Below are 23,858 nucleotides of genomic sequence, written 5' to 3'. Positions count from 1 at the left end.
TGGCACGGGGTGGGCTGTTTAGACTTGCCCGGGAGCCATTAGCCCGGAAACGTCAATGTCACCATTGCTCTTCTGGAACAAGCGACTGTCGCATCGTCAGGTGCAGATGCTCTGCCTGCTGGCCTTGGCGGTGCATCTATTGCCGCTGGTGCTTGCCGATTACGCCTATATCGATGATGTGTGGCGCGCCCAGAACGCCGGGCTCACGCCTACCGGCAATGAATCCTGGACAGGGCAGGGGCGCTTCCTGCTCTTTCTGATGCATCGCATGCTGGGCTTCTCTGTCGGGGCTGTGAATCTGTTCCCTTTGCCTATTCTGCTGGCTGCCAGCGTGACTGCACTGGCGCTCGCCCGGCTGGTGTCACATTACTTCCCGGCCCCCACGGCGACCTCTGTGCTGGTGGTATTGCCCTTATGGTACAACCCCTTCTTTCTGCAAAACCTGTCGTACCAATACGACGCACCCGGTATGGCGTTGGCGCTGGCTGCATGCGTCTGGGCCATCACGCTGAGTGCCGAGCGCTGGCAGCAGTGCCTGCTGGGCGGCGTGCTGGTGGCATGTGCCGCGAGTTTCTACCAGGTCAGCATCAACGTCTTCGCTGGCTTGTGTTGCCTCGAAATCATGCGTCAGGTGCTCGGCCATGCCGGGTTGCGTCAGGTCTGCCGTCATCTTTTCGGCCGGCTGACACAACTGCTCGGCGGGTGCCTGCTGTACTCGCTCACGGCCCATCAGTTCATAGATGTCCCCCGCACCGCGTTGCTGCCTCTGGATGCCCAGTGGTGGCCTGAGCTGTTGCGGCGCCTGGAAGTTATCTTGGGGCACGTGGCGTTGTTGATCACGCCGGGAACGGCGTGGGTGTTCATCGGCCTTTCGGGGCTGGCGCTTGTGGCGCTGCTGATCGCCTTGCGTGAGGTGTTGGTTGATCCACGCCCTGTATGGGAACGGGGGGTGTTGACGGTTGCGCTGCTGCTGCCCATCCCGGCTGTGGCGTTGCTGGTATACGGCCTGATGATGGTGTTCGCGCATTTTGACGGTGGCGCACGCCTGTTGATGGGGTTCGGCGTGGTCTTGATGATGCTGGCACTGCTGGCCCATCGCCTACTGTCAGGGCTTGGCGGTCGGCTGAGGTGGCTGCTGGCTATTCCTGTGTTGTTCATGTTGTCATTTTCGTTTGCTTACGGCCGAACGCTGATCGTGCAGAAGGAACTGCAACGCATGGTGACGTCTTCGCTCGCCAATGCCATTCAAAGCCGGCCGCAGTTGTACGAGACCAAGCGATTCTATGTTTTGGACATCGGTAGCAGCGCACGTTGGTTGCCTGCAGCCAGCGCCAGTTATGAACAGATGCCAGCGTTGCGTTATGTCCTGAACATCGATTTTCTGCTGTTGCCTGAGATGATGCCGCGCCTCGGCCTGGTCAACTTCACTACAAATCCCCCGCTCGACCGTGAGCAGGTACTTGCGCGCAGCCATGCAGCGGTGGTGAAGAGCACGTTTTTCGACATCCACCTGGTCGACGGTAACGGCTATGTGCTGATGAAAGCACCTGCCCAGAGCGAGGCCTACCGATGGTAATGACCCTGCGTTTCTACCGTTATGGCCTCATCGGTGCTGGAAATACGCTGTTGCACTGGGCGGTTTTCTTCCTGCTGCACCAGGCTGCCGGGCTGAGCCAGGCATCGAGCAACTTGCTGGCATTCACAGTGGCTGTCAGTGCGTCCTATTACCTCAATGCTCGCTTCACGTTCGCCACCGCGCCGAGCAAGCTGCGTTACCTGGCGTTCGTATCGGGCATGGGTTGCCTGAGCCTGAGCATGGGGGCGCTATCGGACCGGGCTGGTTTGTCACCCTGGCTGACCTTGGTAGCTTTTTCAGCCGTCAGCCTGATCATCGGCTACGGCTACTCGCGGACAGTGGTGTTCAAGCGGAGGCAGCCATGAACATTACCTTGGTCGTGCCCCTGTACAACGAGCAGGACACCCTCGAACGGTTCTATCACACGGTGCGTAACGAGCCGTCTTTACAGGGCGTGGCGGTCGAGATCCTGCTGGTCAATGACGGCAGCAATGATGCCAGCGAGGCCATCTGCGCCGAGTTGGCGGCACGGGATGAATGGGTAACCGTCGTCAATTTCTCGCGTAATTTTGGCAAGGAGTCGGCGTTGTTCGCCGGCCTTGAGTACGCCGAGGGCGACGCCGTGGTGCCGATCGATGTCGACTTGCAGGACCCGGTCGAGCTTATCGCGCAGATGATCGATGTGTGGCAGCAAGGGGCGGAGGTCGTTCTGGCAAAGCGCCGTAGCCGTGCCGCTGACACACGGTTCAAACGGTGGAGCGCACGCTTGTACTACCGCCTGCACAACCGCATTGCCTCGACCCGGATCGAGGAGAACGTCGGTGATTTTCGCCTGCTGGACCGCAAAGTGGTAGCCGCCATCCGCCAGTTGCCGGAGCAGCAGTTGTTCATGAAAGGTGTGTTGTCCTGGGTAGGCTTTCGTACTGCCATCGTCGAATACGACCGGCCCGAACGTACGGCGGGCAACAGCAAGTTCAGCTTCTGGCGGCTGTGGAACCTGGCCTTGGATGGCATCACCTCGTTCAGCACTGTGCCTTTGCGGCTCTGGAGTTACGTGGGCGGAGGTGTATCGCTGTCGGCTTTTGCCTTTGCGGTGTACATGGTGATCGACAAACTGCTGTTCGGAAACGATGTGCCGGGCTATCCGTCGTTGATGACGGCAGTGCTGTTCCTTGGCGGTGTGCAGTTGATCGGTATCGGAATACTTGGGGAGTACATAGGGCGGATCTACCAGGAGACCAAACAGCGGCCCCGGTACGTGGTGCGCAAGGTGCTGAGGCGGCGCAGACAACCCACGTGAAGGTTGTCTGCGCAGGCCCCTTGGTGGGACAAACGCGTTATCAGCCCTTCCACACCTGCGGATTCACCAGGTCCTGCGGCCGCTCGCCCAGCAACGCCGCACGCAGGTTGTCCATTGCCCGGTTGGCCATGGCCTCACGGGTTTCGGCGGTGGCCGAGCCGATGTGCGGCAGCGTCAGGGCATTGGGCAATTTGAACAGCGGCGATTCGCTAAGCGGCTCTTTCTCGTAGACATCCAGACCAGCGCCGCGAATGGTGCCGTTGTGCAGGGCCTCGACCAGTGCTGCCTCGTCTACCACAGGGCCACGGGCAATGTTGATCAGGAAGGCGCTCGGCTTCATCAGCTTCAGCTCGCGGGCACCGATCAGCTTGCGGGTGGCGTCGGACAGCGGCACCACGATGCAGACGAAATCGGACTCTGCCAGCAGTTGTTCAAGGCTGCGGTATTGCGCCCCCAGTTCCTGCTCCAGCGCCGGCTTGCGGCTGTTGCCGGCATACAGCACCGACATGTTGAAGCCGAAGCGGCCACGGCGGGCGACGGCCGCGCCGATGTTGCCCAGGCCGACGATACCCAGTGTCTTGCCGTACACATCGCTGCCGAAGTGCGCCGGGCCGACGGTGGCCTGCCATTGGCCGGCCTTGGTCCAGGCGTCCAGTTCGGCCGTGCGCCGTGCGCAGCCCATGATCAGCGAAAAGCCCAGGTCGGCGGTGCTTTCGGTGAGCACATCGGGGGTATTGGTCAGGGCGATGCCGCGCTCGTTGAAGTAGTCGACGTCGTAGTTGTCGTAGCCCACCGATACGCTGGACACCACTTCCAGTTTGGCTGCCCCCTCGAGCTGCGCGCGGCCGAGCTTGCGACCGGCGCCGATCAGGCCGTGGGCTTGGGGCAAAGCTTCATTGAACTGGGCACTGATGTCGCCGAGCTTGGGGTTCGGCACGATCACGTTGAAATCTTGCTGCAGGCGCTCGGCCATGGCCGGGGTGATACGGCTGAAGGCCAGGACGGTCTTTTTCATCGGGCTACTTCCAACGCAAAAGCTACAAGCTACAAGCTACAAGCTTCAAGCCGCAAGAAAAAGCAGCGCGTGCACCAATCTGCTTTTTCTTGCCGCTTGCAACTGCTTTCAGTTCGCGATCAGCAACTCGTGGGTTTTCAGGTCCGCTTCATGGGCTGCGAGAATCTCTGGCAACGAGTTGCGCAGGTACTCAACCCAGGTCTTGATCTTCGCATCCAGGTACTGGCGCGACGGGTAGATCGCATACAGGTTCAGTTCCTGCAGCCGGTAGTCCGGCATCACCCGCACCAGGCTGCCATCACGCAAACCATCGATGGCCGAGTAGATCGGCAGCACGCCCATGCCCATGCCGCTGCGAATCGCGGTTTTCATCGCGTCGGCCGAGTTGACTTGGAACGGCGAGCTGGTGATGTTGACCAGTTCCTGGCCTTCCGGGCCGTCGAACAACCACTTTTCCAGCGGGATCACCGGGCTGACCATGCGCAGGCAGGCATGCTGCAGCAGGTCGACCGGCTTGTGCGCGAAGCCGTGCCTGGCCACGTACTCGGGCGAGGCGCAGACGATGCTGTAGGTGATGCCCAGGCGCTGCGACACGAAACCTGAGTCCGGCAGCTCGGTGGCCAGCACGATGGACACGTCATAGCCTTCGTCGAGCAGGTCGGGGACGCGGTTGGCCATGGTCAGGTCGAAGGTCACGTCCGGGTGCGACTCGCGGTAGCGGGCGATGGCATCGACCACGAAGTGCTGGCCGACCCCGGTCATCGAATGCACCTTCAATTGCCCGGCAGGCCGGGCATGCGCGTCGCTTGCCTCGGCTTCGGCTTCTTCGACATAGGTGAGGATCTGTTCACAGCGCATCAGGTAACGCTTGCCCGCCTCGGTCAGGGCGATGCGCCGGGTGGTGCGGTTGAGCAGCCGGGTTTGCAGATGGGCTTCCAGATTGGAGACCGCCCGCGACACGTTCGCGGTAGTCGTATCCAGTTGCGCCGCAGCGGCAGTGAAACTGCCAAGCTGGGCTACGCAACTGAAAGCACGCATGTTTTGCAGGGTGTCCATGGGTCACTCTCAAGGTAGAGGGCAAATTGTGTCACGAAGTTAGTTGCATGTGCCTTCGACCAAAGCCGGATTATCGCTGTTTTGGTAACAAAGATTCGCAGGAATCTGCGCTTATCGCCAGTGCGGCCGCCCCCTAGAATTGCCCAGCCCTCCACCTCTTCCTCGGGAAATCGCAGCTGTGCCGCGTCGCATCATCAGAACGCTTCAGGCGTTCAGTGCCTGTGCCCTTAGCCTCACCTTGAGCGGCTGTATCGGAACCTGGGGCATTGCCCCACAAAGCAAGACCCTCCAAGCCAATACCCTGACCACCGACGCAGCCATCCGCGAAGCCGCCAGCGATGCCCACTGGCCCGACCAGCAGTGGTGGCACGCCTACCGTGATCCACAGCTCGATCGTTGGCTCGACCTGGCTATGGCCGGTAGCCCGACCCTGGCCATGGCCGCAGCGCGGGTGCGCGCAGCCAAGGCCATGGCCGGTGTGGTCGAGTCGGCAGAAAAGCTGCAGGCCAACGGCCAGGCGTCGCTCAAACGCCACAACTGGCCTGAAGACCAGTTCTATGGCCCTGGCGCACTGTCGGGTGCCAACACCTGGGACAACAACGCCGCCATCGGCTTCAGCTACGCCCTGGACCTCTGGGGGCGCGAGCGCAATGCCAGCGAACAGGCCGTGGACCAGGCACACATGAGCGTGGCCGAGGCCCGCCAGGCGCAACTGGAACTGCAGAACAATGTGGTGCGTGCCTACATTCAGCTCAGCCTGTACTTCGCCCAGCGCGACATCGTCAAGGCCCAGCTGGAGCAGCAGGAGCAGATCCTGGCTTTGGCCAAACGCCGCCTGGACGGTGGTATCGGTACCCATTTGGAGGTCAGCCAGGCCGAAGCACCGTTGCCCGAAACCCACCGCCAACTGGATAGCCTGGACGAAGAAATCGCCCTTACCCGCAACCAGCTGGCCGCGCTGGCGGGCAAGGGGCCGGGTGAGGGCGCGCAGATCCAGCGCCCCAGCCTGGCCCTCGCCGCCCCTTTGAAACTGCCGTCGGCCCTGCCGGCCGAGCTGGTCGGCCAGCGCCCCGACGTGGTCGCCAGCCGCTGGCAGGTGGCCGCGCAGGCGCGTGGTATCGACGTCGCCCACGCCGGTTTCTTCCCCAACGTTGACCTGGTCGGGAGCCTGGGCTTCATGGCCACCGGTGGCGGGCCGCTGGAATTCCTTACCGGGCGCACGTTCAACTACAACGTCGGGCCGGCCATCAGCCTGCCGGTCTTCGACGGTGGCCGCTTGCGCTCGCAGCTGGGTGTGGCCTCGGCGGGCTATGACGTGGCCGTGGCGCACTACAACCAGACGGTCATCGGCGCGCTGAAGAACATTTCCGACCAGTTGATCCGCCGTGAGTCGATGAAGGAGCAGGCCCACTTCGCCGCCGAATCCGTGGCCGTTGCACAGAAAACCTACGATATTGCCATGGTCGCCTTCCAACGCGGCCTGACCGACTACCTCAACGTGCTCAATGCCCAGACCTTGCTGCTGCGTCAGCAGCAGGTGCAGCAGCAGGTGCAGGCCGCGCGCCTGATCGCCCATGCCGAGCTGGTGACCGCGCTGGGCGGTGGCCTGCAGGCCGGCAAGAACGTGCCTGAGCAGGAGCGCCAGGCGGCGCCGAAAACCCCGGCCACCCTGGCTGTTTTCGAACGCAAACCGGACCACGCCGAATGAGTACATCGAGCTTGCCCCTGCGCTGGCTGCACAGCCTGGAGTGGCGCCGTGGCTTCTTTGCCTGGGCGCGTACCGACGGGGTGACCTGGGTCTACATCTTCAAGGTGCTCGCCGCTGCGTTCATCACCTTGTGGCTGGCCATGCGCCTGGAGCTGCCGCAGCCGCGCACGGCGATGATCACCGTGTTCATCGTCATGCAGCCGCAGAGCGGCCATGTCTTCGCCAAGAGCTTCTACCGGGTGCTCGGCACCCTGGCCGGCTCGGCGATGATGGTGGCGCTGATCGCCCTGTTCCCGCAGAACACTGAGCTGTTCCTGCCCAGCCTGGCACTGTGGGTGGGCCTGTGTTCGGCGGGCGCCATGCGCTACCGCACCTTGCGCGCCTATGGCTTCGTGCTGGCCGGTTACACCGCAGCCATGATCGGCCTGCCGGTGCTGGAGCACCCTGACCAGGCGTTCATGGCAGCGGTGTGGCGCGTGCTGGAGATTGCCCTGGGCATTCTCGTCTCGACCTTCGTCAGCGCCGCGATCCTGCCGCAATCGGCCAGCGCCGCCATGCGCAATGCGTTGTACCAGCGTTTTGGTGTGTTCGCCGGGGTGGTGGTCGAGGCCTTGCGCGGTGACAGCCAGCGTGACCGTTTCGAAACCAGCAACGTGCGGTTCGTCGCCGAGGCGGTCGGCCTGGAAAGCCTGCGCAACGTCACCGCCTTCGAAGACCCGCACATGCGCAGGCGCTCTGGCCGGCTGGTGCGCATGAACAGCGAGTTCATGGCCATCACCACGCGCTTCAACGCCCTGCACCGGTTGCTTGAGCGCCTGCGCGCCCGCGGCCCGCTGCAGATCGTCGGGGCTATCGAGCCGGGCCTGAACACCTTGGTCGAGCTGCTTGAGCCCTATGTAGGGCGTGCGCTGACCGATGCCGATGCACTGCGCCTGACGCTGGAACTGGCGGCCTACAAAGAGGGCCTGCAGGCTCAGGTACGCGGCCTGCGCGCCGAGTACCTGCTGACCGAACCCAGCGAGTCCGACCTGCTGGATTTCCATACCGCTTTCGAACTGCTCTATCGCTTCGTCGACGAGATGTACAGCTACGCCGAAACCCATGCCTCCCTGGCCGCGCACACGCACGCGCGCGAGCAGTGGGACGAGCCTTACGTGGCCCGGACCAGCTGGCTGGTATCGCTGGCCGCTGGCGTGCGCGCCTCGGCGGTGCTGTTGCTGCTGGGTAGCTACTGGCTGCTCAGCGACTGGCCCAGCGGGGCCATGATGACCTTGATCGCCACCGTCACCGTGGGCCTGTCGGCGGCTTCGCCGAACCCCAAGCGCATGTCGTTCCAAATGGCCTGCGGCACGGCGATCGGCGCGTTCGTCGGCTTCTTCGAAACCTTCTTCGTGTTCCCCTGGATCGATGGTTTCCCGCTGCTGTGCATGGTCCTGGCGCCGGTGTTCGTGCTCGGCGCGTTCCTGTCTTCGCGGCCGGCTTACGCAGGTTACGGCATAGGCCTGCTGGTGTTCTTCGCCATCGGTTCGGTGCCCAACAACCTGACCGTGTACGACCCTTACACCTTCATCAACGACTACATCGGCATGGTCATCGGCATGTTCGTCTGCGCTGCGGCCGGGGCGATCATCCTGCCGCCCAACAGCCGCTGGTTGTGGAGCCGCCTGGAGCAGGAGCTGCGCGAGCAGGTGCTGTTCGCCATCAGCGGTCGCCTGCGCGGTCTGGGCTCGGCTTTCGAAAGCCGCACCCGTGACTTGTTGCACCAGGCCTATGGCCTGGCTGCCGGCAAGCCGCAGGTCCAAAGCCAGCTGATGGGCTGGATGTTCACCGTGCTGGAAATCGGCCACGCGGTCATCGAGCTGCGCAAGGAGCAGGCCCGCGCACCAATCCACCCGGCGTATGCCGAGTCGCAGCCGTGGCGCCAGGCCATCCGTGTCATGGGCCGCGCCTTGGCACGCCTGTTCCTGCAGCCCAGCGCCAGCAACCACGAGCGCGCGTTGGTGGCGGTGGACCACGCCATCAGCCGCGTGCAGGCCACCGACGAACCCTTCGCCCGGCACTTCGACACCTCGGTGTTACGCCGCGCGCAGAGCTACCTGCACTTCATCCGTTCCTCCCTGCTCGACCCACAGTCGCCGTTGGCTACGACGAAAGGATTGCACGATGTTCCGTGAAATCATGCCCCGTGAGATCGCCTTTCATGGCGTGTACATGCCCACCATGACCTTGATGTTCCTGTTCGCCCTGGGCCTGGCCTGGGGCCTGGACCGCTTCATTGCCAGCCATGATGGCTACCGCTTCTTCTGGCACCCGGCGCTGTTGCGCCTGAGCCTGTTCGTCTGCCTGTTCGGCGCCCTGGCGCTGTCGCTCTACTGGTGAGAATCCTTCGATGAAAAAGTTCTTCAGCCTGATCGCTACCTTGCTGGTGCTGACCGCTGCCGTGGTGATCGGTCGCCAGTTGTGGCTGCACTACATGACCACGCCCTGGACCCGTGACGGCCGCGTGCGGGCCGACATCATCAATGTCGCCGCCGACGTGCCCGGTTATGTAGTGGACGTACCGGTCAAGGATAACCAGCGGGTGAAGAAGGGCGACCTGCTGATCCGCATCGACCCCGAGCACTACCAGCTGGCTGTCGACCAGGCCAAGGCGCTGGTCGCCTCGCGCAAGGCCACCTGGGAGATGCGCAAGGTCAACGCCCGGCGCCGTGCCGACATGGACAACCTGGTGATCTCCAAGGAAAACCGCGACGACGCCAGCAACATCGCCAACGCCGCCCTGGCCGACTATCAACAGGCCCAGGCAGCATTGGCAGCGGCCGAGCTGAACCTCAAGCGCACCCGGATCGTTGCCACGGTCGATGGTTACGTGACCAACCTGAATATCCACAAAGGCGACTATGCGCGGACCGGTGAGGCGGTGATGGCAGTGGTCGATGAAAACTCGTTCTGGGTTTACGGCTTCTTTGAGGAAACCAAGCTGCCGCACGTGAAGGTGGGTGACCAGGCTGAGCTGCAGATGATGAGCGGCGAACGGCTCAAGGGCCACGTGCAGAGCATCGCCCGCGGTATCTACGACCGCGACAACCCGCAGAGCCGCGAGCTGATTGCCGATGTGAACCCGACCTTCAACTGGGTGCGCCTGGCCCAGCGCGTACCGGTGCGGATTCACATTGATGAAGTGCCGGACGGGTTTCTGCTGGCGGCGGGGACGACGTGCACGGTGGTGGTGAAACCGAGCGAGGGTGGAGCGGGCTAGCTAAACCACGTTCAATCAAACCCTAGGCCGGGCCTACCATTACCGGTATTTCGACACGGTCAATCACCTTCGCGCTGATCGACGGATCCAGCATCCGCCCCAGCCGCGACAGGTGCCGGTGGCCCATGATGATCAGCTCGCATTGCAGTTCCCGTGCCCTGGCGACAATGGCCTCGACCGGTTGCCCGGCGACCATGCAGCCGTGGCTGGTGAAGCCGGCCTGCTTTAGCCATGCAACGGCCTCGGCCACGGCGCGGTCGCCCAGGCGTTGCTCCTCACAGGCGGCAGGGTATTGCTCCAGTTCCTCGGCGGTGTAGGGCGCAGGCTTGTCGTGCACCGCGAAAGTCGAGTCGATGGCCAGCAGTACATGCAGTTCGTGTTCGTCGGGCCGGCAGTAGCGGCGGGCGAGGGTGAGCAGGGCGCTCGAGGCAGGGGACGCGTCGATGGCGATCAGGACGGGGCTGGGCATGGAGGTTCCTTGCTGAAAAACTGGCTGGTCGGTTGCCTGTACCGCCCCATCGCCGGCAAGCCGGCCCACAAGTAATGCACCGATCGCAGGGCAGTGGGGCACCTGTAGGAGCCGGCTTGCCGGCGATAGGGCCGGTACAGCCACAGCATCATTAATGGCCCATCTCGCCCTCGAGATAAATGCCCCTCCACGCACGAACGCATTGCGTCTGGTGCAATCATGCGACCTGTTAACATCGCGTTCCCACAACTGCCACGGAAATCGGCCATGCCACTCCCGGACATGAACCTGCTCGTCGCCCTTGACGCCCTGCTCGATGAAGGCAGTGTGGTCGGTGCCGCGCAGCGCATGAACCTCAGCCCGGCGGCGATGAGCCGGACCCTTGGGCGTATCCGCGATGCCTTGGGCGACCCGATCCTGGTACGCGCGGGTCGTGGCCTGGTACCGACACCTCGGGCGCTGGCCCTGCGCGAGCAGGTGGCGGCGCTGGTGGAGCAGGCCGGTGAGGTGTTCCGCAGTGCTGCAGAGGTGGATTTGCCCAAGCTCGACCGAGCCTTCAACATCCGCACCAATGACCTGTTCATTGCCCTGTATGGCGCCATGCTGTTGCGCCGCATGCATGAGCAGGCCCCGCGCACGGTCCTGCGCTTCGTGCCCGAGAGCCCCGGCGGTGATGACGATAGCGTGCTGCGCGACGGGCGCACCGACCTGATCATCAGCTCGACCGTCGACCTGGGCCCGGAGATCGAGGTGCAGAGCCTGTTCCAGACCTACTACGTGGGTTTGGCGCGGCGCGACCATCCCATATTCGACCAGCCGATCACACCGCAGAGTTTTGCCAGTTATCCACAGATCAGCGTATCCAGGCGTGGCCGCGCCAATGGGCCGATTGACGTCGAACTGGCCAACTTCAAGGTGCAGCGGCGCGTGGCGCTGATCACGCCGAGCTTCCACTCGGCGTTGTTCTCGCTGCCGGATTCGGACCTGATCCTGCCGATGCCCGCCAATATCCTCAACAGTGTGCACAAGCTCGGCTTGCCGTTGCGCTCGTTCGAGATCCCGGTGCCGCTGGAGCGGGTAACCGTGCTGCAGGCCTGGCACCCGCGTTATCACAACGATCCGGCCCACCGCTGGTTGCGGCAGATCCTGAAAACCTGCTGCAGTGTCGATCCATAAACCCGCTTCGCCCTACGGCGGCTGGGGCGGATTGCGTCATACGCAATATAAAGCTGCCGATAAGTCAGTTTTCGTAAGCATTCGACTTTCTTAGACTTGCCCCAGCCATAAAATTGTTGCTGGAGTTGTCTACCCATGAGTTCCCTGTCCGCCCCTGCCACCGCGATCGCCGCCGCCCCCGCGCCGGCTGCGCCCGTGCAGTCGGCGTTCGGCCTGCGCGTGGTGGTCGGGCTGTTCGGCGTGTTGCTGGCCGTGCTGTGTGCCGGCCTCAACGAGTCGGTGACCAAGATTTCCCTGGCCGATATCCGCGGGGGCATGGGCATCGGCGCCGACGAGGGCGCCTGGCTGCTGGCGGTGTACAGCGCCGCGTCGGTTTCGGCCATGGCCTTCGCGCCGTGGCTGGCCACTACCTTCTCCTTGCGCCGCTTCACCATGAGCGCGGTCGGGCTGTTTGCGCTGCTGGGGTTGCTGCAGCCGTTGGCCCCCAACCTGCACAGCCTCATGCTGCTGCGCATCCTTCAGGGTTTTGCAGCGGGCGCCTTGCCACCGATGCTCATGAGCGTGGCGCTGCGTTTTCTGCCGCCGGGCATCAAGGTCTACGGCCTGGCCTGCTATGCCCTGACGGCCACCTTCGGGCCCAACCTCGGCACGCCGCTGGCCGGGTTGTGGACCGAGTACGTTGGGTGGCAGTGGGCGTTCTGGCAGATCATCCTGCCCTCGGCCCTGGCCATGTGCTGTGTCGGCTGGGGCTTGCCGCAGGACCCGCTGCGCCTGGAGCGCTTCAAGCAGTTCGACTGGCGCGGCGTGTTGCTGGGCCTGCCGGCCATCAGCTGCATTGTCCTGGGCCTGTCGCTAGGGGACCGCTGGGGCTGGTTCGATTCGCCGCTGATCTGCTGGCTGCTGGGCGGGGGCGTGCTGTTGCTGGTGCTGTTCCTGTACAACGAATGGTCCGAGCCGCTGCCGTTCTTCCAGTTGCGCATGCTGTCGCGCCGCAACCTGAGCTTCGCGCTGGTCACCCTGGCCGGCGTGTTGGTGGTGCTTTCCGGTGTGGGCAGCATTCCCTCTGCCTACCTTGCGCAAATCCAAGGGTATCGCCCGGCGCAAACCAGCCCGCTGATGATGCTGGTGGCCATGCCGCAACTGATTGCCCTGCCGTTGACGGCGGCACTGTGCAACCTGCGTGCGGTGGACTGCCGCTGGGTGCTGGCCACGGGGCTGGCGATGCTGGCGCTGTCGTGCATCGGCAGCAGCCTGCTGACCTCCGAGTGGATCCGTGGTGATTTCTACCCTTTCTACCTGCTTCAGGTGTTCGGCCAACCGATGGCGGTACTGCCGCTGCTGATGCTCTCCACCAATGGCATGAGCCCGCAGGAAGGCCCATTCGCCTCCAGCTGGTTCAACACCGTCAAGGGGCTCGCCGCAGTGATCGCCGGAGGCCTGCTGGATGCCCTCGGCACGCTGCGCCGACACTTTCATTCCAACCACCTGGTGGACAGCCTGGGCAACGCCCCGCTGATCGATGACAACGCTGCGGGCCTTGCCAAGCGTATCCATGACCAGGCGCTGGTGCTGACTTCGGCCGACCTTTACCTGGTCATGGCCGGTATCGCCGTGGCGCTGATCTGCCTGATTCCTTTCGTGCCTACCCGGGTCTACCCACCGCGCGCGGTGGCCTGAGCCCGGATGAATTCGAGACCGCTGAAAATGACCAACAAGCGCAAGACAATCGTGATCGGCTCGGTACTGGCCGTAGCCGTGCTGGCGGGTATCGTCGGCCCCTGGCTGCTCGGCAGTGACCACCGGCAAAGCACCAACGACGCCTACGTGATCGCCGATTACACCGTAGTGGCGCCCAAGGTGGCCGGCTTCGTCAAGCAAGTGCTGGTCGAAGACAACCAGCAGGTGCAGGCCGGCCAGTTGCTGGCGACCATCGATGCGCGGGACTACCAGGCCGCCCTGGATGCCGCGCAGGCCCAGTTGCTGGTGGCCAAGGCGCAAAGCGCCGATGCCCGTGCCACCCTGGAACGCCAGGCGGCATTGATTGCCCAGGCCGAGGCGGCGGTGAAGGCAGCGCAGGCTGAAGCATCGTTCGCCGACCACGAGGTCAACCGCTACAGCCGCCTCGCCCAGCAGGGCGCCGGCACCGTGCAGAATGCCCAGCAGGCGCGCAGCCGAGTCGACCAGGCCCGCGCACGGCTGGCCAATACCCAGGCTGCATTGGTTGCCGCGCGCAAGCAGGTGGACATCCTCAGCGCTCAGGTCGCCAGCGCCGATGGGCAGTTCAAGCGTGCCGAAGCGGGCCTTGAAAAAGCTCAGCTGGACCTGTCCTACACGCGCATTACCGCCCCGGTGGATGGCATGGTCGGTGAGCGCGCCCTGCGCGTTGGCGCCTTCATCAACCCGGGCGCACGCCTGCTGTCGGTGGTGCCCTTGCAGCATGCCTATGTGGTCGGCAATTTCCAGGAAACCCAGCTGACCCATGTGCAGCCGGGGCAGCCTGTCAGTATCAGCGTCGATACCTTTTCCGGTGAAACCCTCAAGGGCCATGTCCAAAGCATTGCGCCTGCAACTGGCGTGACCTTCGCGGCAGTAAAACCCGACAACGCCACCGGCAACTTCACCAAGGTCGTGCAGCGCATCCCGGTGAAAATCGTTTTCGATGACGGCCAGCCGTTGCTTGCGCGCCTGCGTGTGGGCATGTCGGTGGAAGCGACCATCGACACCCGTGGTGACACGTTCAGTGGCAAAGAGGTGAGTGCACGATGAAACCGGCAGTACGCTTGAGCCCCTTGCTGCTGGCCGTACTGATGGCCGGCTGCACCCTGGGCCCCGACTTCAAACGCCCGGACAGCCAGGCCCCGCAGCAATGGGCACCGCTGCAGGGCCAGGCGGCACCCAGCCAGCCGCAAGCAGAACCGCTTGAACTGCGTTGGTGGGAGACCTTCCACGATGCGCGCCTGAGTGCGCTGATCCAGCAGGTGGCCGAGCGTAACCTCGACCTGCAGATCGCCAGTGCGCGGCTGCTGCAAAGCCGCGCCTTGCGCGGCACGGTGGCTGCCGACCAGGCGCCGTCGGTCGATGTGGATGGCGGCTACAGCCGCGCCCGTAACAGTGCCGAAGGCCTCAGCGACCCGTCTGGCAAAGCAGGCAAGTCGGCGTTCAACCTGTGGCAGGGCGACCTGGTCGCCGGTTGGGAGCTGGACCTCTGGGGCCGGGTGCGCCGGCAGGTGGAGGCTGCCGACGCCACGGTGGAAGTGGCCGAGAATGACCGGCGCGGTGTGCTCTTGGCGCTGTTGTCGGAAACCGCAGGCAACTACATCCAGTTGCGTGCCGTGCAGCACACGCTCGATGTCACGCGCGACAACCTGAAGGTCGCCCGGCACAGCCTGAAGCTGTCCCAGGACCGCCAGGCCGAGGGTGTCGCCACCCGGCTCGACGTGGCCCAGGCCAGTGCCCAGGTTGCCTCGATCCAGGCCCGTCTACCGAGCCTGGAGGCCCGGCGCGACGACCTGATCAACGCGCTCAGCCTGCTGGCGGCCGAGCCCCCACGCAGTTTGCAGGCACAGTTGCTTGAGGGCGGGGAGTTGCCCGCGCCGCAGCAGCAATTTGCGATCGGCTTGCCGTCCGAGCTGGCCGAGCGCCGTCCGGACATCCGCCAGGCAGAGGCGCGGCTGCATGCGGCCACTGCCAGCATTGGCGTGGCCAAGGCGGATTTCTACCCCAGCATCCGGCTGTCCGGCAGCGTCGGCTTCCAGGCCATGCAACTGTCGGATTTCGGCGCCTGGGACTCGCGCCGCTTTGCCTTCGGCCCACAGCTGTCGTTGCCGATCTTCGAGGGTGGCCGGCTCAAGGGCACCCTGGCGCTGCGTGAGGCGCAGCAGCAGGAGGCGGCGCTCAACTACCGCAAGGTGGTGCTCGGTGCCTGGCACGAGATCGACGATGTGTTGCGCCTGTACAACGCCAGCCAGCTGCGCCGTGATCATTTGGCCGAAGCGGTGCGGCAGAACCGCATCGCCCTGGAAACCGCCCAGCGTCAGTACGTGGAAGGGGCAGTGGACTTTCTCAACGTGCTGACCGTACAGAGTGCGTTGCTGGCCAGCGAAGAGCAGTGGATCGACAGTTCGGCGGCGGTATCGCAGGCATTGGTCGGGCTTTACAAGGCTTTGGGTGGTGGCTGGCAGGCGTTCGACGGGCAGCCGACGACAAAGGTGTGATCAAGCGGAGGCAGCCATGCACCTCTCCCTCAATGGAAAGCGCGCACTCATCAGTGGCTCCATGGCAGGGCAGGGCCTGTCTACCGCCATCGACCTTGCCGCCGCCGGCGCCGAGGTCGTGCTCAACGACCGCACCCAGGCGTTGGTCGACGCTGCGCTGAAAGCGATACGTGAGCGCTTGCCCAAGGCACGGATCATTGGCGTTGCCGCTGACCTGGGCACCGAACAGGGCGTACAGGCGTTGCTGGAGCAGGTGCCGCATACCGATATCCTGGTCAACAACGGCCCTCGGGACGTTGCCCGGCGCCTGCAGCGTCATTACGCCCGCGGCATGGCCGAGCGCAAATGGGGGCAGGTGATCCACCTGGGCGGTGAATCAGAGCGGTCGCAGCAGCCCGAAGCGTTTGCGCAGTACCCAGTCCAGTAACCGGCGTGGCAGCCAGCGTGCCAGTAGCGGCAACGCCGTACTGCCATTGCCCAGCCGCACCACCGCTGGCACAGGCGATTTGCGCGTGGCCGCCAGCAGCCCTTGGGCAAATTGCGCCGCGGATGTGGGCCGGTCTTGCGAGGCGCGGGCCCGCGCCTGGATATGCTCGCGCAGCGGCCACCACGGCGACTGCGCCGCTACCACCTGATCGGCCTGGCGCTGGGCATTGCTGGCGAATTGCGAGGCGATCGCCCCCGGTTGCACTTCCATCACCTGAATGCCGAAAGGCGCCAGCTCCAGGCGCAGGGCGTCGCTCAGTGCGTGCACGGCAGCCTTGGAGGCGCAGTAGGCGCCGGCGAACGGCGTGACCAGTACGCCCGATACACTGCCGATGTTGACCACCAGCCCACGCGCACGGCGCAGCAGCGGGAACAGTGCACCGGTTACACCGATCACGGCGAACACATTGGTTTCGAACTGTTGGCGCAGGGCGTCCACGCCGCCATCGAGCAGGGGGCCCATGGCACCGTAACCTGCGTTGTTGACCAGGATGTCGAGCCGGCCGTGGCGTGCTTCCAGCTCCTCGGCCAGGTGCTTCAGGCCCTCGGCGTCGTTGACGTCAAGCTGCCGGGCGGTGAAGCCGGCGCCGGCCAGGTGTTCGACGTCTTCGGCTTTACGGGCGGTGGCCCAAACGTCGTGGCCGGCATCGCGAAAGGCTTCGGCCAGGGCGCGGCCGATGCCGCTGGAACAACCGGTGATCAGGACGGTGGGCATTGGGCAGGCCTGTGCTCAAAGTAAGTTATGTATAGGCTGGGCTGGCCCTATCGCCGGCAAGGCAGCTCCCAGAAGTACCCCGAATCTGCGGGCAGCGGTGAACCTGTGGGAGCCGACTTGCCGGCGATAGGGCCAGAGCAGGCACCGTATCAGTTGGCGAATGTACCCTGTAGATGCTCGGCACGAAACTCCAGTGTCTGCGGCCGGTAGCCGGCGCGCAGTGGCGGCAGTGGCAGGCAATCGGTCCATTCTGCCCCAGGCTGCAGTTCGCCCGGCCCACGATAGCGCGGTGCGCTGTAGGTGTTTTCGGCCAGGTTGATGGTATCGCCCGGGGCATAGGCACCGACCCGCCAGCGCAGTTCTGTCAGCGGAGCCTTGTTGCCGTTTTTCATGTGTACCTTCAAGGCACGGTCGGCGGGGCATTGATCCGGGGCATAGGTCAGGCGCAGGTCAAGCCGAGCCAGTTGCGAAGCTTCGCGTGTGTCCTGCCAGACGACGAACAGCGCGACCAGCCCGAGGCCGCAGACAGCGGCCAGCGAGATCGGCAGGGCCTTGGCCGGGTAACGCAGCAGCAGTACCAGCCAGGTGAGGATGAGGAAGGCGCCGATGATCATGTGGTCCGATTCCCGTTCGAGTCTTCGGACATCTTGGAGCGGCCAGCTGCAAGCTGCAAGCTGCAAGCGGCAAGCTGCAAGAGAAAAGCGGGTCGGCGGTGGCCCCACATCTGTAGGTACACCGCCGACCCGCTGTGCTTGTAGCTTGCAGCTCGTAGCTTACTGCGCGATGGTCTTCACCGATACGCCACGTTCGACGGGAGTGGCAGTGCGCCCATACACATCCTCGAAGCGCTCGATATCATCCTCGCCCAGGTAGCTGCCGGACTGCACTTCGATGATCTCCAGCGGGATCTTGCCCGGGTTGCGCAGGCGGTGGACCGAGGCGATCGGGATATAGGTCGACTGGTTTTCGGTGAGCAGGAACACGTTTTCATCGCACGTCACCTCGGCGGTGCCCGATACCACGATCCAGTGCTCGGCACGGTGGTGGTGCATCTGCAGCGACAGGCTGGCGCCCGGCTTGACGGTGATGTGCTTGACCTGGAAACGGCCGCCCATGTCCACCGAATCGTAAGAGCCCCACGGGCGGTACACCTCAAGGTGGTTCTGGGTTTCGCTGCGGCCTTGCTCGTCGAGGGTCTTGACCATCTGCTTGACGCCCTGGACCTTGTCCTTGTGGGCAATCATCATCGCGTCCTTGGTCTCGACCACGACGATGTTTTCCAGGCCGATCACCGACACCAGCTTGCCATTGCCATGGATCATGCAGTTGCGGCTGTCCTGCACCACCACATCACCCTTGGTGACGTTGCCATTGGCGTCCTTGTCATGCACTTCCCACAGCGACGACCAGCAACCGACGTCGCTCCAGCCAGCCGACATCGGCACTACGCAGGCGCGCTGGGTCTTTTCCATCACCGCGTAGTCGATGGAGTTGTCCGGGCAGCAGGCGAAGGTCGCTTCGTCGATGCTCAGCACATCATCTGTTTCGTCGCTGCGCTCCAGGGCCAGCACGCAGGTGTCATAGATGTCGGGCTCGTGCTTTTTCAGCTCTTCAAGGAAGCGGCTGGCGCGGAACAGGAACATGCCGCTGTTCCAGAAGTAGCCACCGGACTGAACGAACTCGGCGGCGCGTTTTTCGTCGGGTTTTTCGACGAACTGCGCCACCCGGGCCACACCTTCGGGCAGCAGGGCGTCCTGGCTGGAGCGGATGTAGCCATAGCCGGTCTCGGGCTTGGTCGCAGGGACGCCGAACAGCACCATCTCGCCACGCTCGGCGGCCACGGTGGCCAGGGCCAGGGCACGTTGCAGGGCCTTCTGGTCGTCGATCACGTGGTCGGCCGGCAGCACCAGCATCAAGTCATCGCGCCCCTCGTTGACCAGCTTCATGGCGGCCATGGCCACCGCAGGGGCCGTGTTGCGGCCGAAGGGTTCCATCAGGATGCCCTGGGTTTGCAGTTTCAGCGCCGCGAGCTGTTCCTGGACGATGAACTTGTGGTCCTTGTTGCAGACCACGATCGGGGCGTCCATGCCTTCGAACACCAGGCGCTCGAGGGTTTGCTGGAACAGCGTGTGCTCACCGGTCAGGGCGAGGAACTGCTTGGGGAACTGCTTGCGCGACAAAGGCCACAGACGCGAACCGCTACCACCAGAAAGAATTACCGGGATCATGTTGTTTCTCCAATAAGGTCGTTAAAGAGGCAGAGGATCAGTTGGTGGACACTGGGCGGGTGACCCATACCGGCGACAGGCTGCTGCCCGAGCCGGTGACGTACAGCACGGCGGCTTCGCCGCGCTCCAGGGCGACGGGTTTGACGTCGCTGACTTTCTTGTCTCCTGCAAACAGGGCCAGGTTCACCTTGACCGGGTTGATCTCACGCTCGCCACGGCCTTTGGCAGCCACCGGAGTAACCACCTCGGTCTTGCCGTCAGCGGTCTTCAGGGCCAGCGACTGATCGCTCAGGTTCTGTACACGCACCAGGGCTTTCTGCTTGTTCTTGAAAGGCGGTTCTTCGATCAGCTGCGGGTTGCCGCTGCCGTTGTTGACCAGGGTGTAGTACTTGTCTGCGGCGAGCTTGACCGGGACACTCTTGCCGGCGACCTGCGCGGTGTAGTCACCGCCCGGGAGGAAGCTGAAGTCGCTGCTGGCCTGGGCGCCGACCTGTTTGATCTGGGTGTTGCCGACGCTGGCGGCAGCCGGTGCAGGGGAGGCGTTGTACAGGCGCACGAAAGTCGAGCCTTTCGGTGCGGTCGGGCCATACAGGGCAGCGTCGGCGCCGGCGAATGCCTGCATCGAAGCCAACGACAGGCCTGCTGCGAGGGTGAGGGCTTTGGCAATGGAAGTCTTGGTAGTCATGTGCGTGTTCCTCTCTATCTATCAGTGGTCCGTCCGGTTGGACGACAGGGCCAGGTTTTCTTCGGATTTGCGGGTGTTCTTCAGTTGCGCGATCCACTGTGGATCGAAGCTGCTGAGGTCGTTTTTCATTGGCAGATAACGTTCGGGGAATTCCCACACCACAACCTGTGGCGCGGCGTTCTTGAAAGCATCGCTTTGCAGGTACTTGAGCATTGGCAGCAGGGGGCCGTGGCCGTCTTCGGCATAGTTGGCGACGTCGCTGCGCAGGGCCTGCTGCAGCGCGCCGAGGAAGTTCCAGTGCGGGTTGGCGCTGTAGCTGGTACCGACCAGGGCGACCGGGATCTGGCTGTCGGCGAACAGGGCATCGCCCGCATCACCTTCGGCCTCGACCGGGCGCGTGCTGCGTTGCTGCAGGGTGTCCGGGCTGGGCAAGAGGTTGCTGAACAGCGGGTCCAGTGGCAGGAAGTTGGTCAGGTCGCCCTTGTACGGGGCGGTGTTGCCGGCCTCGGTGATGAACGTCTGGGGGTCGCCATTGAGCAGGCTCTGGCGCCCGACCGCCTCGGCCACAGCCTGTGCGGCGACTTCAGCGCCCATCGGCGTCCAGTGGGTATCGGTGCGCAGGAAGACCTGGCCGCGGGCCTTGGCCTGTTCCATCGGGGCCATCAGGTCAGGGGCGAACACGTTGGCCTGACGGACCTGGGCATGGAACTGGTTGTACAGGTCGTCATGCAGGCTGGCTGGTGCCTCCTTGCCCACATACTCCGAGTAGACCCGCGCCTTGGCCGGCACGATCGCCAGCACCAGCTGGCTGCCGTGCTGTTGCAGGGTGTCGCGCACACCGCGGATCAGCGCCAGGTTTTCCTGCATGAGCTGGTCGGCACCGGCAGTCGGTTTGAACTCTTCGTCGCTGAACAGCCACTGGTCACGGCCCAGCACCACGCCCGGGCGGCCTTCGTTGAACAGCTTGTAATCCAGCGCGGCCCAGAGGTTGGTGCCCAGGCGCTTGATCGGGAACTCATCGTCGTAGTGCGTCTCGGCGGCCTTGGCCAGCTTGCCGTTGAGCACGGTCATCTGTTCGGTGCGCTGGAAGCTTTGCAGGCCACCGGTGGACCAGGCGCCCATGCCTACCAGCAGGCCGATGAACGACAGGGAATAGGTGATGCGTAATGTCCGGGTCATGGTCATCAACCTCAGAACTGGAAGTAAAGGAACGGCGAGTAGCTCTGCGCCGAAAGCTTGAGGATCGAGGCCACGAACAGCAGCAGGATCAGGGCGCGGGTCATCACCCGGGTCCAGTCCAGGCCAAGCGAGCCGTCGGCATTGACCTGCGCCGGGGTGCGCATGGCTGCCGGCGGGGTGGCATTGCGGTAGAAGTCACGCAGGCCGAAGAACGCCAGGGTGATGTAGGCGATGACCAGCGTCGCCACCTGAAGCCCGGTGAGCTGGGCGCGGTTGAGTTCGGACAGCTGCCACTCGCCGAAGCTGAACATGGCGCCGTACATGCGGCCGGCCACTTCCAGGTTTTCGGCGCGGAAGATCACCCAGCCGACCACCACCAGCAGGAAGGTGAACGCCCACTTGACCGGGTTGAAGCGCTGCGGGTTGGTGTCCAGGCCCAGTGCGCGCTCGATTGCCAGCCACATGCCGTGCCAGGCGCCCCAGATGATGTAGGTGAAGTTGGCGCCGTGCCACAGCCCGCCCAGCAGCATGGTCAGGAACAGGTTGCGGTAGGTGTTGAAGGTGCCTTTGCGGTTGCCGCCCAGGGTGATGTACAGGTAGTCGCGCAGCCAGGTCGACAGGCTGATGTGCCAGCGGCGCCAGAACTCGGTGATCGACTGGCTGATGTAAGGCTGCTTGAAGTTCTCCATGAAGCGGAAGCCCATCATCAGCCCCAGGCCGATGGCCATGTCGCTGTAGCCGGAGAAGTCGAAGTACAGCTGCGCGGTGTAGGCCAGCGCACCGAGCCAGGCGTCACCGGTGGTCGGGTTCTGCAGGGCGAAGCAATGGTCGGCGACCACCGCCAGGGTGTCGGCGATGAACACTTTCTTGATGAAGCCCTGCATGAAGCGGGTGCAGCCTTCGGAGAACTTGTCCAGGGTGTGGGTGCGGTTGTTGAACTGGTCGACCAGGTCCTTGAAGCGCAGCACGGGGCCGGCGATCAGGTGCGGGAAGATCGCCACGAACGCTGCGAAGTCGATCAGGTTGCGGGTGGCCGGGGTGTCGCCGCGGTACACATCGATGATGTAGCTGATCGACTCGAAGATGTAGAACGAGATACCGATCGGCAACAGCACGTGGGTGAGGATGAAGGGCTCAAGGCCGAACGAGCTGATGATCGCGTTGAGGCTGTCGACGCCGAAATTGGCGTACTTGAAGTAGCCGAGGATCGCCAGGTCCACGCCTACGCCCAGCAGCAGCCAGCGCTGTGCAGGCTTGGTGCGCACGCCAGCGGCGCCGACTTTCAGGCCGATCCAGTAGTTCCACAGGGTGACACCGGCGAACAGGGCGAGGAAGTCCACCCGCCACCAGGCGTAGAAGATGTAGCTGGCGACCAGCAGCAGCAGGTTGCGATAGCGTTGCCCGCTCAGGTAGTACAGGCCGAGGAATATCGGCAAGAACAGGAACAGGAACACGTTGGACGAGAAGACCATCCCGGTTCTCCTAAATTGTTCACAGCATCCAGGGCAAAGCGCCCCCCAAACCCCCCAGTGAGAAACTGGAGGAAACCTTTGTTGCTTCAATACCGCTGGCGAGGGCTTGGCCCTCGTTTCGCGACGCGAGGCCGCTCCTACAGATTCAGCGCCGTCCTTGTAGGAGCGGCCTTGCGTCGCGATGGGCCGCAAAGCGGCCCCCATTCAGGCAACGCTCATTTCTTGGATTGCGCGCTCGGGTCATAGACCTGGGTCAGGTTGCCGCCCAGGCGGAAGCTGTCGAACGGCTGCATCCGGTGTTTGCGCTCAAGCGTGTCGCCCACGCACTGGTACAGCGCGCACCAAGGCTCGAGCCAGGCGTACTTGCCGTCGACCTTGAGGTCCTTCATGTCCTGTTTCTCACCCGCGCGCTCGGCGAAGTGGCGCGGGTCGCGGGCGCCGTACAGCACGCCTTCACCCAGGCGCTGCAGGGCAAAGTTGTTTTCGCTGCGCAGGTCCACGCCATTGGCCTTGGCAAAGCTTGCGATCATCGCCAGTGGCGGCAGGGCGTAGTTGTGGTAGGCCAGGGCACGCTGCTTGCGCTTGATTTCGTTGGGCAGGAAGCCTTGGTCGTCGATCTGGTTGGCGCCGACCTTGTATTCCTTCACCGCCCAGTCGAACAGGTCACGGCGGTCGGTGGCCACGGCGGTGGCCATCACCGACCAGGCCGCCCAGTAGCTGTGGTTGTTGATCTTCTCCAGCGGCAGGTTGCTCCAGTCGCGCACGGTCTGCTCGGCGAGGCGGGCGAACCACTTCTCGATCAGCTCGGCCTCGGCCTGGTGTGCCGCCAGTGGCTGCGAATTGGAGAACTTCAGGCGCAGCCACGAGCCGCTCATGCTGCCCAGCGCCCATTTGCGCATGGACTTGCCGGTGTGGTTGTAGTTGGTGGACATCAGCGCATCGGCGCGCGCCCAGGTGCCCAGCCAGGTCAGGGTGCAGTCCAGTTGTGCCGGGCGGCCGTCACGCATGTACTGGTTGACCATCTTGGCGACACCACGCTCAAGGGTGGTGATGTCTTTGGTGGAGTCGCGGAAGGCTTGTTCCGAGTCCCGGTTCAGGGTCGCCCGAGCCTTGTCCGAGCCTTCGTACTTGCTGCGAAATTGCAGCGCGCCGGTGAAAGGTTTGGGCGCAGATTCGCAGCGGAAGTTGCCGTCGCTGGTCTTGATCTTTTCAATCCCCTCGTAATAACCCTGGGGCGGTACCAGCGCGGCATGCGCGGCACCTCCGTACAGGGCCAGAACGAGCAGGGCCGGGCTGAAGATTCGCTTGAATGCAGTCATG

The 23,858-nt window shown here is 63.8% G+C and carries 22 protein-coding genes; 12 read left to right on the top strand and 10 right to left on the bottom strand.

The window, feature by feature from the left end; translation table 11 throughout:
- Positions 1 to 55 precede the first annotated feature (55 nt).
- The 3 genes from ACEWE8_RS10370 to ACEWE8_RS10360 are packed head-to-tail and all read left to right on the top strand — an operon-like array spanning position 56 to position 2,876.
- Positions 56 to 1,576, top strand: coding sequence for a glucosyltransferase domain-containing protein (locus tag ACEWE8_RS10370; protein WP_046784796.1), 1,521 nt, complete (start codon positions 56 to 58; stop codon positions 1,574 to 1,576).
- Positions 1,570 to 1,941, top strand: a complete 372-nt coding sequence (locus ACEWE8_RS10365) for a GtrA family protein (protein WP_046784797.1) — start codon at positions 1,570 to 1,572, stop codon at positions 1,939 to 1,941. The genes ACEWE8_RS10370 and ACEWE8_RS10365 overlap by 7 nt, the downstream gene beginning before the upstream one ends.
- Positions 1,938 to 2,876: a glycosyltransferase family 2 protein gene (locus ACEWE8_RS10360; protein ID WP_046784798.1), complete on the top strand. Its 939-nt coding sequence runs from the start codon at positions 1,938 to 1,940 to the stop codon at positions 2,874 to 2,876. The genes ACEWE8_RS10365 and ACEWE8_RS10360 overlap by 4 nt, the downstream gene beginning before the upstream one ends.
- A gap of 40 nt (positions 2,877 to 2,916) precedes the next feature.
- Here ACEWE8_RS10360 and ACEWE8_RS10355 read toward each other — a convergent pair whose 3' ends face one another.
- Both ACEWE8_RS10355 and ACEWE8_RS10350 read right to left on the bottom strand, forming a co-directional pair.
- Positions 2,917 to 3,891 (bottom strand): D-glycerate dehydrogenase, encoded by a 975-nt coding sequence (locus ACEWE8_RS10355; RefSeq protein ID WP_046784799.1) that lies wholly within the window; start codon positions 3,889 to 3,891, stop codon positions 2,917 to 2,919.
- A gap of 108 nt (positions 3,892 to 3,999) precedes the next feature.
- The gene (locus tag ACEWE8_RS10350; protein ID WP_046784800.1) at positions 4,000 to 4,947 is read right to left on the bottom strand and encodes a LysR family transcriptional regulator; all 948 of its coding nucleotides are present in this window, start codon (positions 4,945 to 4,947) and stop codon (positions 4,000 to 4,002) included.
- Between the two features lie 178 nt (positions 4,948 to 5,125).
- Here ACEWE8_RS10350 and ACEWE8_RS10345 point away from each other — a divergent pair, with 178 nt between their 5' ends.
- The 4 genes from ACEWE8_RS10345 to ACEWE8_RS10330 are packed head-to-tail and all read left to right on the top strand — an operon-like array spanning position 5,126 to position 9,914.
- A complete protein-coding gene (locus ACEWE8_RS10345) occupies positions 5,126 to 6,655 on the top strand; it encodes an efflux transporter outer membrane subunit (RefSeq protein WP_046784801.1) in 1,530 nt (509 codons plus the stop codon).
- On the top strand, positions 6,652 to 8,829 hold the full coding sequence (locus ACEWE8_RS10340; RefSeq protein ID WP_046784802.1) for an FUSC family protein: 2,178 nt from the start codon (positions 6,652 to 6,654) through the stop codon (positions 8,827 to 8,829). Before ACEWE8_RS10345 ends, ACEWE8_RS10340 begins: the two co-directional genes overlap by 4 nt.
- 4 nt (positions 8,830 to 8,833) lie before the next feature.
- Positions 8,834 to 9,034 carry a DUF1656 domain-containing protein gene (locus ACEWE8_RS10335; protein ID WP_008097766.1) on the top strand — a complete coding sequence of 67 codons (201 nt, stop codon included), beginning with the start codon at positions 8,834 to 8,836 and terminating at the stop codon, positions 9,032 to 9,034.
- A gap of 10 nt (positions 9,035 to 9,044) precedes the next feature.
- Positions 9,045 to 9,914 (top strand): HlyD family secretion protein, encoded by an 870-nt coding sequence (locus ACEWE8_RS10330; protein ID WP_046784803.1) that lies wholly within the window; start codon positions 9,045 to 9,047, stop codon positions 9,912 to 9,914.
- Positions 9,915 to 9,936: 22 nt separating this feature from the next.
- Here ACEWE8_RS10330 and ACEWE8_RS10325 read toward each other — a convergent pair whose 3' ends face one another.
- Positions 9,937 to 10,383 carry a universal stress protein gene (locus ACEWE8_RS10325; RefSeq protein WP_046784804.1) on the bottom strand — a complete coding sequence of 149 codons (447 nt, stop codon included), beginning with the start codon at positions 10,381 to 10,383 and terminating at the stop codon, positions 9,937 to 9,939.
- Between the two features lie 267 nt (positions 10,384 to 10,650).
- On the opposite strand from ACEWE8_RS10325, the gene ACEWE8_RS10320 reads away from it, so the two are divergent.
- The 5 genes from ACEWE8_RS10320 to ACEWE8_RS10300 all read left to right on the top strand — a co-directional run bounded on the left by ACEWE8_RS10320 (position 10,651) and on the right by ACEWE8_RS10300 (position 16,200).
- Entirely contained in the window at positions 10,651 to 11,559 is a 909-nt protein-coding gene (locus ACEWE8_RS10320; RefSeq protein WP_046784805.1) for a LysR family transcriptional regulator, read from the top strand.
- Positions 11,560 to 11,694: 135 nt separating this feature from the next.
- Positions 11,695 to 13,236: an MFS transporter gene (locus ACEWE8_RS10315; protein ID WP_046784806.1), complete on the top strand. Its 1,542-nt coding sequence runs from the start codon at positions 11,695 to 11,697 to the stop codon at positions 13,234 to 13,236.
- A gap of 27 nt (positions 13,237 to 13,263) precedes the next feature.
- Positions 13,264 to 14,325, top strand: a complete 1,062-nt coding sequence (locus ACEWE8_RS10310) for an HlyD family secretion protein (RefSeq protein ID WP_395589304.1) — start codon at positions 13,264 to 13,266, stop codon at positions 14,323 to 14,325.
- On the top strand, positions 14,322 to 15,773 hold the full coding sequence (locus tag ACEWE8_RS10305) for an efflux transporter outer membrane subunit (protein WP_367903575.1): 1,452 nt from the start codon (positions 14,322 to 14,324) through the stop codon (positions 15,771 to 15,773). The genes ACEWE8_RS10310 and ACEWE8_RS10305 overlap by 4 nt, the downstream gene beginning before the upstream one ends.
- Before the next feature lie 16 nt (positions 15,774 to 15,789).
- Positions 15,790 to 16,200, top strand: a complete 411-nt coding sequence (locus ACEWE8_RS10300; protein ID WP_052750400.1) for an SDR family NAD(P)-dependent oxidoreductase — start codon at positions 15,790 to 15,792, stop codon at positions 16,198 to 16,200.
- Here the strand turns inward: ACEWE8_RS10300 and ACEWE8_RS10295 are convergent.
- From ACEWE8_RS10295 to ACEWE8_RS10265, 7 genes are all read right to left on the bottom strand, one after another.
- On the bottom strand, positions 16,150 to 16,974 hold the full coding sequence (locus ACEWE8_RS10295) for an SDR family oxidoreductase (RefSeq protein ID WP_046784809.1): 825 nt from the start codon (positions 16,972 to 16,974) through the stop codon (positions 16,150 to 16,152). The genes ACEWE8_RS10300 and ACEWE8_RS10295 overlap by 51 nt on opposite strands.
- 149 nt (positions 16,975 to 17,123) lie before the next feature.
- The gene (locus ACEWE8_RS10290; RefSeq protein WP_046784810.1) at positions 17,124 to 17,588 is read right to left on the bottom strand and encodes a hypothetical protein; all 465 of its coding nucleotides are present in this window, start codon (positions 17,586 to 17,588) and stop codon (positions 17,124 to 17,126) included.
- Positions 17,589 to 17,747: 159 nt separating this feature from the next.
- Positions 17,748 to 19,202 (bottom strand): mannose-1-phosphate guanylyltransferase/mannose-6-phosphate isomerase, encoded by a 1,455-nt coding sequence (locus tag ACEWE8_RS10285; protein WP_046784811.1) that lies wholly within the window; start codon positions 19,200 to 19,202, stop codon positions 17,748 to 17,750.
- A 37-nt stretch (positions 19,203 to 19,239) separates the two neighbouring features.
- On the bottom strand, positions 19,240 to 19,887 hold the full coding sequence (locus ACEWE8_RS10280; protein WP_039603912.1) for an alginate O-acetyltransferase AlgF: 648 nt from the start codon (positions 19,885 to 19,887) through the stop codon (positions 19,240 to 19,242).
- Positions 19,888 to 19,908: 21 nt separating this feature from the next.
- On the bottom strand, positions 19,909 to 21,066 hold the full coding sequence (locus tag ACEWE8_RS10275) for an alginate O-acetyltransferase (RefSeq protein ID WP_046784812.1): 1,158 nt from the start codon (positions 21,064 to 21,066) through the stop codon (positions 19,909 to 19,911).
- 11 nt (positions 21,067 to 21,077) lie between these two features.
- The gene (locus tag ACEWE8_RS10270) at positions 21,078 to 22,538 is read right to left on the bottom strand and encodes an MBOAT family protein (protein ID WP_012312809.1); all 1,461 of its coding nucleotides are present in this window, start codon (positions 22,536 to 22,538) and stop codon (positions 21,078 to 21,080) included.
- A gap of 215 nt (positions 22,539 to 22,753) precedes the next feature.
- Complete coding sequence (locus ACEWE8_RS10265; RefSeq protein WP_046784813.1) at positions 22,754 to 23,857, bottom strand: mannuronate-specific alginate lyase; 1,104 nt, start codon at positions 23,855 to 23,857, stop codon at positions 22,754 to 22,756.
- Between the last annotated feature and the right edge of the window lies 1 nt (position 23,858).

It is taken from the genome of Pseudomonas sp. TR47 (assembly GCF_044143025.1).
GTDB classification, from domain to species: domain Bacteria; phylum Pseudomonadota; class Gammaproteobacteria; order Pseudomonadales; family Pseudomonadaceae; genus Aquipseudomonas; species Aquipseudomonas putida_E.
Note: the sequence above shows the minus strand (reverse complement) of the source record. Positions and strands in the feature narration are given on the sequence as shown.

Coding starts and splice junctions, on each gene's coding strand:
- ACEWE8_RS10335 (WP_008097766.1), top strand. CDS start 8,834: ATGCCCCGTGAGATCGCCTTTCATGGCGTGTACATGCCCACCATGACC.
- ACEWE8_RS10310 (WP_395589304.1), top strand. CDS start 13,264: ATGACCAACAAGCGCAAGACAATCGTGATCGGCTCGGTACTGGCCGTA.
- ACEWE8_RS10275 (WP_046784812.1), bottom strand. CDS start 21,066: ATGACCCGGACATTACGCATCACCTATTCCCTGTCGTTCATCGGCCTG.
- ACEWE8_RS10370 (WP_046784796.1), top strand. CDS start 56: ATGTCACCATTGCTCTTCTGGAACAAGCGACTGTCGCATCGTCAGGTG.
- ACEWE8_RS10340 (WP_046784802.1), top strand. CDS start 6,652: ATGAGTACATCGAGCTTGCCCCTGCGCTGGCTGCACAGCCTGGAGTGG.
- ACEWE8_RS10330 (WP_046784803.1), top strand. CDS start 9,045: ATGAAAAAGTTCTTCAGCCTGATCGCTACCTTGCTGGTGCTGACCGCT.
- ACEWE8_RS10315 (WP_046784806.1), top strand. CDS start 11,695: ATGAGTTCCCTGTCCGCCCCTGCCACCGCGATCGCCGCCGCCCCCGCG.
- ACEWE8_RS10350 (WP_046784800.1), bottom strand. CDS start 4,947: ATGGACACCCTGCAAAACATGCGTGCTTTCAGTTGCGTAGCCCAGCTT.
- ACEWE8_RS10285 (WP_046784811.1), bottom strand. CDS start 19,202: ATGATCCCGGTAATTCTTTCTGGTGGTAGCGGTTCGCGTCTGTGGCCT.
- ACEWE8_RS10320 (WP_046784805.1), top strand. CDS start 10,651: ATGCCACTCCCGGACATGAACCTGCTCGTCGCCCTTGACGCCCTGCTC.
- ACEWE8_RS10325 (WP_046784804.1), bottom strand. CDS start 10,383: ATGCCCAGCCCCGTCCTGATCGCCATCGACGCGTCCCCTGCCTCGAGC.
- ACEWE8_RS10355 (WP_046784799.1), bottom strand. CDS start 3,891: ATGAAAAAGACCGTCCTGGCCTTCAGCCGTATCACCCCGGCCATGGCC.
- ACEWE8_RS10305 (WP_367903575.1), top strand. CDS start 14,322: ATGAAACCGGCAGTACGCTTGAGCCCCTTGCTGCTGGCCGTACTGATG.
- ACEWE8_RS10360 (WP_046784798.1), top strand. CDS start 1,938: ATGAACATTACCTTGGTCGTGCCCCTGTACAACGAGCAGGACACCCTC.
- ACEWE8_RS10290 (WP_046784810.1), bottom strand. CDS start 17,588: ATGATCATCGGCGCCTTCCTCATCCTCACCTGGCTGGTACTGCTGCTG.
- ACEWE8_RS10365 (WP_046784797.1), top strand. CDS start 1,570: ATGGTAATGACCCTGCGTTTCTACCGTTATGGCCTCATCGGTGCTGGA.
- ACEWE8_RS10280 (WP_039603912.1), bottom strand. CDS start 19,887: ATGACTACCAAGACTTCCATTGCCAAAGCCCTCACCCTCGCAGCAGGC.
- ACEWE8_RS10265 (WP_046784813.1), bottom strand. CDS start 23,857: ATGACTGCATTCAAGCGAATCTTCAGCCCGGCCCTGCTCGTTCTGGCC.
- ACEWE8_RS10270 (WP_012312809.1), bottom strand. CDS start 22,538: ATGGTCTTCTCGTCCAACGTGTTCCTGTTCCTGTTCTTGCCGATATTC.
- ACEWE8_RS10300 (WP_052750400.1), top strand. CDS start 15,790: ATGCACCTCTCCCTCAATGGAAAGCGCGCACTCATCAGTGGCTCCATG.
- ACEWE8_RS10295 (WP_046784809.1), bottom strand. CDS start 16,974: ATGCCCACCGTCCTGATCACCGGTTGTTCCAGCGGCATCGGCCGCGCC.